The 8,965-nt window shown below is 41.7% G+C and carries 6 protein-coding genes; 5 read left to right on the top strand and 1 reads right to left on the bottom strand.

Going from position 1 to position 8,965, the window contains the following annotated elements; translation table 11 throughout:
• Window positions 1-283 precede the first annotated feature (283 nt).
• From MHN32_RS18070 to MHN32_RS18055, 4 genes are all read left to right on the top strand, one after another.
• Window positions 284-1,723, top strand: coding sequence for a chitinase (locus tag MHN32_RS18070; RefSeq protein ID WP_239422459.1), 1,440 nt, complete (start codon window positions 284-286; stop codon window positions 1,721-1,723).
• Between the two features lie 1,115 nt (window positions 1,724-2,838).
• A complete protein-coding gene (locus MHN32_RS18065; RefSeq protein WP_239422458.1) occupies window positions 2,839-4,392 on the top strand; it encodes a hypothetical protein in 1,554 nt (517 codons plus the stop codon).
• Window positions 4,393-4,546: 154 nt separating this feature from the next.
• Window positions 4,547-5,746 (top strand): RsmB/NOP family class I SAM-dependent RNA methyltransferase, encoded by a 1,200-nt coding sequence (locus MHN32_RS18060; RefSeq protein ID WP_239422457.1) that lies wholly within the window; start codon window positions 4,547-4,549, stop codon window positions 5,744-5,746.
• Window positions 5,747-5,754: 8 nt separating this feature from the next.
• On the top strand, window positions 5,755-6,006 hold the full coding sequence (locus MHN32_RS18055; RefSeq protein ID WP_010369956.1) for a DUF2999 family protein: 252 nt from the start codon (window positions 5,755-5,757) through the stop codon (window positions 6,004-6,006).
• Between the two features lie 875 nt (window positions 6,007-6,881).
• Here the strand turns inward: MHN32_RS18055 and MHN32_RS18045 are convergent.
• Window positions 6,882-7,871 carry a hypothetical protein gene (locus tag MHN32_RS18045; protein ID WP_239422456.1) on the bottom strand — a complete coding sequence of 330 codons (990 nt, stop codon included), beginning with the start codon at window positions 7,869-7,871 and terminating at the stop codon, window positions 6,882-6,884.
• A 140-nt stretch (window positions 7,872-8,011) separates the two neighbouring features.
• On the opposite strand from MHN32_RS18045, the gene MHN32_RS18040 reads away from it, so the two are divergent.
• Entirely contained in the window at window positions 8,012-8,896 is an 885-nt protein-coding gene (locus MHN32_RS18040) for a DMT family transporter (RefSeq protein WP_239422455.1), read from the top strand.
• Window positions 8,897-8,965: the final 69 nt, after the last annotated feature.

Raw genomic sequence — 8,965 nt, 5'->3', positions numbered from 1 at the left:
TTGTTCATTGTTGCTCAACTTTTGCCTAGATTACTAGGCGGCAAGTCGAGCGTCGCGACCAAAACACACTCAGGAGAACAAAAATCAAACAGCAAAGGTAAACAGGCCCTAGCATATCACGTTAGATTATGTACCAAAAACGCTAAGGTTCATCGATTTGAGTAAATGTTATTACATATGTTGTAAGAATAAAAAGTGAACAAAATTTGACAGCGATGTCATTTTGTTAATAATTGTTGAATTGATGAGTCTCATTATTAACAACAACATGTAAAGGAAAAGTATGAATACTCTAAAACTAGCGACTGCAGTTTCGCTTGCCATAACGGCAAGTCAAGTAATGGCCATGAGTCCGCTGCCCGATCCACAAAACCCGAATGGTTATATTGTTTCTCGAATAGAATTGAAGAATGCCGAGAGCGCGAAAACCAACAACCCTATGTATGCTATTTGGTCTAAAGCACTGGAAACAAGAGATAATACAGTTGTAGAGGCAATTTCGCCGGGCCTTGCCAGTAACCCTGATAATGTAAAAAGAGCTGAACGGGTATTTGGTCAAACCCAGTGGCAATTTCTTACGCAAATGGCGGCACCTGAATACACCTACACGCGTTTTTTACGTGCCATTGGTAAGTTTCCCGCATTTTGCGGCGACTATACTGATGGCCGAGATGCCGATGCAATTTGTAAACGCTCTATTGTGACTGCTTTTGCGCATTTTGCCCAAGAAACAGGGGGGCATATTGCCAAAGACAACATTTCTGATAACCCTCTCGGGTTAGAAGAATGGCAACAAGCTTTGGTGCATGTGCGTGAAATGGGTTGGTCAGAAGGACAAGTTGGTTATACCACCGGGTGTGGACAAAATGACTGGCAAAACCGCCGTTGGCCATGTGGGGCGGGACAAGGATATTTTGGCCGAGGCGCTAAGCAGCTTTCATATCACTTCAACTACGGCGCGTTCAGTGAAGTCATGTTTAACGGTGATGCCACGGTGTTATTAAACAATCCGGGCTTAGTGGCTGACTCTTGGCTAAATTTAGCGTCTGCAATTTGGTTTTTCTTAACGCCGCAAGCGCCAAAACCTGCAATGTTACACGTTATTGATAGAACTTGGACGCCATCCTTGCGTGAAAGTGAGGCGGGGATTGGTTATGGCTTTGGTACCACGATTAATATTATCAATGGCGGTATTGAGTGTGGCGCGCAAAATAAAGACAAGGGCCAGCCCGTTAACCGCATTCGTTATTGGGAAGGGCTTTCGCATTATTACAACATCACGATTGAAGCCGATGAAGAAAACACCTGTTGGCAGCAAACACCATACGGAAGCTTAAATCTTGACGGCGCAACTGATGTCCTCTACACCAACTGGGAAGGTGATTGGGCTTACTATGCAGATCGCCCCGGAGGATATTCATTTGAGTGTAAACTCGTGGGGTATCAAACGGCTTATTCAGCGCTTGTACCAGGAGACTACGAGAAATGCGTGACAAACTTTTATCAATCACACGCAAGCTGGCCTGAAGTACGAGTTGTCGATGATTTACCAACCAATCCTACCGAACCGCCTGTTGACGGTGTACCCGCTTGGGATGCCGACAAGGTTTACTTAAAAGGTGATAGAGCGAGCTACAATGGTGTGATCTACGAAGCCAAGTGGTGGACTAAAGGCAATATACCTGCTGCCGATGGCTCTGGCCCTTGGTTGGCTGTTAACTAGATAGTGTTGGCGGGTTTCCCGCCTCTATTCTTAATAGATTTATTTTTTCCTAAAACTCACCTTGTATTACTTTTAGTTCTATTTATTTTTTAAAAACACCCCGTCTTATTACTACTGAAATTTTATTGTTATTTATTTAATTTTTTGTTTTTATTAATTGTTTTTTGATGGTTTTTGGTTTTTTTATAGTTTTTAATATTTAAAAAACTGTATGTTGTGTTTTTCAAGTTTTTGAAAAAATTCCCAAATTTGTTCTTTGTTTCGCTTAATTGAGTTTTTATTGATGTACATTTTGTTGTTTTTTATATGTAACTTCGTTGTGGCTAAGGTGCTAGGATGGGATTCCCTTTTGCTCACAGATTAACCAAAGAGTAACTCCGTCCTAAAATCACCTTTCCAATCTGTTCTTCTTCGTTTCGCAGCTAAACGGTCTTTTTACCTTGATGTTGCGCAACTTGTTGAAATAAGGCTAGCCCATTATCAACATCAAATGCACTAACCACATTTAGCGCATTGTACACATTGTCTTTCCAGCATCCTCGAAGCATCTATCAATTGCTATGTGTGGCTTTTGAGGTGCTTCTCGACGAGAATTAATCCATTTTAACAGTGCCTCGAGTAAAGTATCTGCATCTAATGCTCTGATTATATTAGCAACACAATGACGTTTTGGAATGTCATTTTCAAAGGAACAATGATGCCTTAGCCAATCCAGTTGCAGCTCACCAAACTTTTGAATTGATTTCCATCCGTCAGCGCCACTAAATATGGCAATCAAAGTTAATATGTTGACAAGACCATTACATCAGGTTCTTTAATATTAACATCAGTTCTAGGGTCTTCAATCCAGCCTAAATGTGCAATGATGCTCATTGTAACGACCTAAAAAATTGCGATGCTCAATCAGATCATAAAAGCCCAATACTCGTCAATTTACAGTTCGCTCCCGTCCTGAGTAGCTAATTAGGACTTTGTACTAATTTGTTACGTTATAGTGCCTGTTTGACAATCCATGATATAGTCTCTAAGAAAATTTTTGTTAATTTGTTATGGTTGAATATTTTGCTTAGTAGGCAAAATATAATGTATCGAGCACCATTCTAAGGATAGGTTTTATGGTTAAAATAACAGGTACTTTATTTGCCGTTTCGTCTTTGTTATTTATTTCTGGTTGCGGTGGAGGGAGTGATTCAAATGATCCTATACCGGATCCAATTAAACCGCCACCAGATCCAGTTATAGTTGAGCCCGATCCCAGTGTGTTTATGGACGCAATTGAACAGCAGGGCAAACAGTACGTCGCAGATGCAATCGAAGTAATGACCTCGCAAGGCATAAACTGTACAGATACGACAGCGACCCATGAAATGTGCGATATCGTTAATGTAAAGTTTAATGATGGTGTGTTTGATCAATCTCGGACAAAATCATCGCAAACATTGCTAGTTTTAGATTATGGAATGGACTTTCATACGGCGCTTAGATACCGCTCTCGAGTTAAGGCTGCGTTTAAATATGACCCTCAATCCAAAACTTTTATCGCGGATAATCCAGAGGTAAACCTTTCAAAGCTGGGAGTTAAACTATTAACAGAGGTCAATCAGTTTACCTTTACGAATGAAAAATTTGACTCTCCGCAGCCTGCATTTCTACCCGCCGCGTGGTTATCTGATCTCGCTATTAAATATAGGGCAGTAGTGCCTGCTGATAAAGCAGATAGAGTCACGAAGCGTAATTTTAATAGTCACGGCACTAAGGTATTTGGTTATCTTGCTCAGCATAACCCTGAGGCAGAGTTTGTTGCTATTGATACTGAGTCTTTCTCACCTTTTATTCAGCATAAAAACGCGCTCTGTGCGCAAGATGTCAGTGAATTTTCTCGTTTCATGACCAGTGCAGCAAGCTCGTTAACTGCTGATATTATTGAAGCGAACGAAGTTGAATTTATTAACTATTCGGGCGGCTTTACGCTACAAGATGTGTATATCGCATGGGAGCAGAATGCGTGTTCGGGAGAGCTGAATAACGCAAAAGCTACAGAGTTTTTATATGCTTTGAAGCCTGTTTATGAGGCAATATTTAGCTCACCCAGCGCGCTTGCATTTCATGCTGGTAACATTGATGCTGTGACAAGCAATGATGACTTGGATCTCATGCAATTTAGCAATCGAATTCGGGTTTATCAGTATTCAACTTCAGCAAAAAACACGACAATTCAGCCATTTGGAAAATCTGAGTGGCAACAGGTTTATATAGAGCAGCCAGACAGTTTTGTGGGCAATGAAAGCATAGATTTGTATATTAATGTCGGCTATGACCCATACGACAGCACGGCAAAAAATAGTACGCCTAAAATGGAACCTGATGTGCTTGGTATGCGCTATGGTGTAGAGCAAGCTTTGTATGGCTCCTCTTGGACAACACCAGTTGCAACATCATACGCGATAAATGAGCAGGTAAAGCTTGCTACTGAAATGGGTGTGAGCACCTTTGACCCTCAGGAGTTAAAAACAAGACTACTACCAGACTCTTGTAATGATTCTGGTGGCTATCAAGGAAACGAGACGCTCGCTAAGTTTATTGAACAAGGGCAGGGGATCTGCCGTATTCAGGACCCATTGCGTCACCGAGCTGATGAGCTCAACCGTATTGGATATTTAAGCCGATAATCGACTCGCTGTAATAATGTAAAAATGAATCGAAGTCGCATATTGTTGTGTACTTCGATTCATTACCTTAATTTCAGCTAATATCATAAACTCCAATTGAAGCCCCTTGGTATGCGCGCTAAAATAGTGTTTTAGCAATAATCGAGACCATATCGTGTCTGTAACTCGCTCGTTAGTCCAAACTCTGTCTGAGTGCATTGAACATGTGCTAGATACTTCTCTTCATGCCGATAAAGCATTAACTCAATTACTACAGAACAACCCTCAGTGGAGCCTTGATGAAAGGCAGTATGTGGTGAGTAACTATTACCATATCTTTCGCTTTAAACGGTTACTGGCTTACCTACTTGAGCATGAAGAAATGCCGCTAGATGGCTTTGGCTATTGGCTAACTTGCCAAGTTGTTACAGCGCAGCCGCTACCTGAGTGGGTGGATACTGAGTGTTATAATCTGGAAAAGCTACAAAGTTTAATCGAGCAGGCGCCTCAAGCTGTTCGCTTATCTTTACCAGATTGGTTAAACGAGATTGCGAATGAGCAACTGGGTGAGCAGTGGCCAGCGGTTGCATCCGCGCTAAATCAAAGTGCTCAACAATATTTGCGAGTCAATAGCCTAAAAAGCGATATTGCGACAGTAACAGATTCTCTGGCAAAAGAAGGGATCAAGGTTTCACACGTGGCGCTTGATTCTCATGTCGCGCTAAAAGTTGAGTCCAATAGCCATCTGTTCCGCTCTCAAGCATTTCAGGCGGGTTGGTTTGAAATGCAAGATGCAGGTTCTCAGCAAATCGTGCCTTTTTTGGAAATACAGCCCGGTCATAAAGTGGTTGATGCTTGTGCAGGCGCTGGTGGTAAGAGTTTGCATATAGCGGCGCTAATGGAGAATAAAGGTCGCTTGTTGTCTATGGACATCCATGAACATAAGCTTGAAACGCTGAAACAACGAGCGAAACGTGCTGGTGTGCATGTTGCTGAAACGCGCGTTATTCAAAACAATAAAACTATTAAGCGGCAAAAGGAGAAGTTTGATCGCGTGCTATTGGATGTGCCGTGCTCAGGTCTTGGTGTATTAAAGCGTAATCCTGATGCAAAGTGGCACTTGAATTCGCAAAATTTAGACACACTTATTGCTTTGCAAACCGATATTCTAGCGCGTTACAGTCAAATGTGTAAGGTGGGCGGCAAACTGGTGTATGCAACTTGTTCAATTCTTCCTTCTGAAAATGAGCAGCAGGTTGAACGCTTTTTGGCAAATAACCCCAATTGGCAGTTAGAAGACTCACTACGTTTACTTCCAGGAGTAAATTCAGAATTTGACGGTTTTTACGCCGCACGATTAGTAAAAAATAGTTAGGAAACAAGATGAACCCAATCATTGCATTACTTAAAGAGCACAATATTTCGGATGAACAGATCCAAGCGGTATTTACCCAGCTGACTGAAAATCCAATGATGGCGATGGCGACTATTCAGCAACTAGGAATTCCACCCGAAAAGCTTCAACAGTTGATGGGCTTGGTAATGCAAAACCCTGCATTGATCAAAGAAGCAGTTAACGAATTAGGTCTTGATTTTGAAAAGGTTGAGGCTGCAAAAGCACAGCTAAAACAGTAACATTAATGGCTAGGGCTAGACAAACTCAGGCTTGTCTAGCCCTAGCTAAATAACTCACATACAGATCAAATTTTGTGAGTAAAACCACTGTATACCCCAAATAAAAATGTGAGAATAAAAGAAAATAGTGACGAGCCTATTGCATAGGCTAGGACTGCCTTACCCCAATTTCTCCACTTTACCAACTCATGTTCCGCCATTTTATAGTTAAGTATTATGCTGTACAAACCAGAAAATAAGAGCGAAAAAATTGCGTAAAGCTGCTCGCCGAAGATACCAAGCAGTAGTGGAATTGAGAATAGCAGGACGCTTAAGGTTAGAATGAGTAGGTGTCCTATAGCGTACTCCAGCATTGTGTAGGGCACAGAGCGATACACTAGCTTAGAGGCTAATCCGAGTAAAAATGCCAGGATAAAGACGCGATAAACATGAGTTGCCTCATAAAGTGCGATTTCAGATTGCCATTTGAGCTGATCTTTCGATTCCAAAAGTTGACTGCTGGATATGAAACTGATTTCAAGTAGATGCGAGGCAAGCACGATCACGGTGAGTAGAATAAAACTAAACTTGAAGGGATTACCAAAGCGGCTTCTCTGCCCATTCAAATATCCAAGAATAGTCTTAAAAGGTCTAAGTAATAATCCAAAAAGCAACTTAAAAAAAGGGGATTCGAGTTCAAGCAGTGCGCTTTGAAGCAAAATGCGTAAGTGTTTAAAGGTCAGTCTTGAGGCTTTTTTCTGTCCGCAACCTGAGCAGTACTCGCCAACAAGTTGAGTGTGACAATTTAAACAGTGCGATTGATTGTCAAAATTTGCGTGATCCATAGATGTATTTATTATATTTTTAATATCGATGAATGCTACCTTTTTTTGTCTCTAATAATCAAACAATATAGGTGTTAAGGCCCACTTTTCTAGTACTCCATCTGAACTTATCGTCGTGAGCATATTGCTATCGGAGATGTGTACATCATAAACGGTGCTGCCCAAATTCAGTTGTGCAATTGGCCAACTGACAATTTCTTTTCCCGACGTTAATTCCCATAACGATATATATTCCTTGGAAGAGGTGGTTAGCAGAAATTTGTCGTCAGCGACGAATTGCGCACTACGAAAAAACTTGAAGCGCTGAGGATAGGATAGAGATAACACTGCTTGACCTGTGCGCGTATCAATGAATTTTTGGTCTTGCAGGGCGTCTGATACGAACAGCCAGTTTTCATTTTGCGATAATGCCAAACTGGTAATACGATGAGGCAGCTCATAATCTACAGTGACTTCTTTACTAGTTAACTCAAACCTTTTAGCGTGACCGTCTAAAGAGGCCGAGTAGAGCGAGGTCAAACTCCGGTTAAAAATCAAATGTGTAATGCTACTTTCATGAAGGTTTATTCTGGTGATGATCTGCTCATCTAAACTCAAAAGTAGTATGCAGCCGTCATTGTAGCCAAGGGCGATAAACTGCTCGTCACTGGACCACAGAGCCTTGGTAACGCGAATGAATGAGTCAAGTTCAGGTAATGGATAACTGACAACTTCGTTTGAGTGTAATTGCCAGATGTTAAGTTGGGTGTCTGAAATACTGAGAATACTGCGCTTGCTCGGCGCTATTAAAGCATCGCGAAAAGTAAGTTGGTATTTACTTCCTTCAATTTGTTTAATCAACTGTTGGCTTTGGTTATCCCATACTTGTAGCAAATGATCGTCAATGAGTAATAAGGTTAGCGCCGCGTCATTTGAAAGTTGGGCGAGGCTGACTGGCAACTGAGTCAATTGTATTTGCTCTGTTGGCTCTAGAGTTTGCCTTTTGCTACATCCGGTGAGGATAAGCAAAGCGACTATCATTGCGTAAAAAGCGAGTCTCATTCTATACCTTAAGTTTTAGCCTTTCCCTCTTTCTCAAAGAAAGTTAAACACATCCTAATGACAGTACCAAAAATGGCTTGTGCTGTATTTATATATCGGCGTAAGGTAAAGCTCCATTAATATTAACCTTGGAGTATGGAGTGAAAGGGTTTCTTGGTTTAGTGTTACTTGCCGCAATTTGGGGTGGCTCATTTTTATTTATGAAGGTGGCTGCCGGTGTCCTTGGTCCTGCTGTACTCATTGAATTTCGAGTCTTATTTGGTGCGTTAACGCTCGCCGCGGTTGCTTTAGTACTAAAGCGTAATTTACATTTTTGGCAGTACAAAAAGCACTTTTTAATCCTCGGACTGTTTAACTCAGTGTTACCTTTTATGTTATTCGCTTATGCCGTGCAAACGCTTGATGCTTCTATGCTCTCAATTTTAAATTCAACCGCACCATTTTGGGGGGTGTTAATCAGTGTGTTTTGGTTAAAAGTGCCGACTCAAAAGTCGGTGTGGCTAGGATGTGGATTTGGGATTGCAGGTGTTATCACACTAGTCGGGTTGGATAGCACTGTATTGGACGAGGGTGCATGGTTACCTATTATTGCAACCCTGTGTGCGACTCTGAGCTATGCGGTGGCCTCTCATTACACCAAAACGGCACCAAAAATGAGCGCATTCAATCATGCCCATGGGAACTTATGGGGCTCTGCGCTATTGGTATTGCCTTTTATTTGGTTTATGCCAATGAGAGAAACGCCTGACTCTACGGTGATAAGTGCGGTGGTTGGACTTGGCATATTATGTACGGGCGTTGCCTATATTCTCTATTTTAAGTTAGTCGAAGATCTCGGCGCGGCGTCTGCTTTATCTGTTACCTTTTTAATTCCTGTGTTTGGGATTTTATGGGGGCATCTCTTTTTACAAGAGCAAATCGGTGCTAACACAATCCTTGGCAGTATTTTAGTTTTGCTTGGGGTCAGTTTAGTAACTGGGTTACAAGAAAAGATATTCCCACCAAAAGCGATGAAGGAGCTGTAGGTGAGAAGTGACGGCCCCTCAACATGGTGCTGTCAAAAAAGCGTTTCTCAGAAACGATAAAAGGGCCTA

Source organism: Pseudoalteromonas sp. Of11M-6, from assembly GCF_022347905.1.
In the GTDB taxonomy this organism is placed as follows: Bacteria; Pseudomonadota; Gammaproteobacteria; order Enterobacterales; family Alteromonadaceae; genus Pseudoalteromonas.
The sequence above is the reverse complement of the archived record's forward strand: the minus strand, read 5'-3'. Positions and strand labels throughout refer to the sequence as shown.

What these genes read in the sequence shown, in the direction of transcription:
- MHN32_RS18070 (WP_239422459.1), top strand. Translation starts at nt 284, where the DNA reads ATGAATACTCTAAAACTAGCGACTGCAGTTTCGCTTGCCATAACGGCA.
- MHN32_RS18065 (WP_239422458.1), top strand. Translation starts at nt 2,839, where the DNA reads ATGGTTAAAATAACAGGTACTTTATTTGCCGTTTCGTCTTTGTTATTT.
- MHN32_RS18055 (WP_010369956.1), top strand. Translation starts at nt 5,755, where the DNA reads ATGAACCCAATCATTGCATTACTTAAAGAGCACAATATTTCGGATGAA.
- MHN32_RS18045 (WP_239422456.1), bottom strand. Translation starts at nt 7,871, where the DNA reads ATGAGACTCGCTTTTTACGCAATGATAGTCGCTTTGCTTATCCTCACC.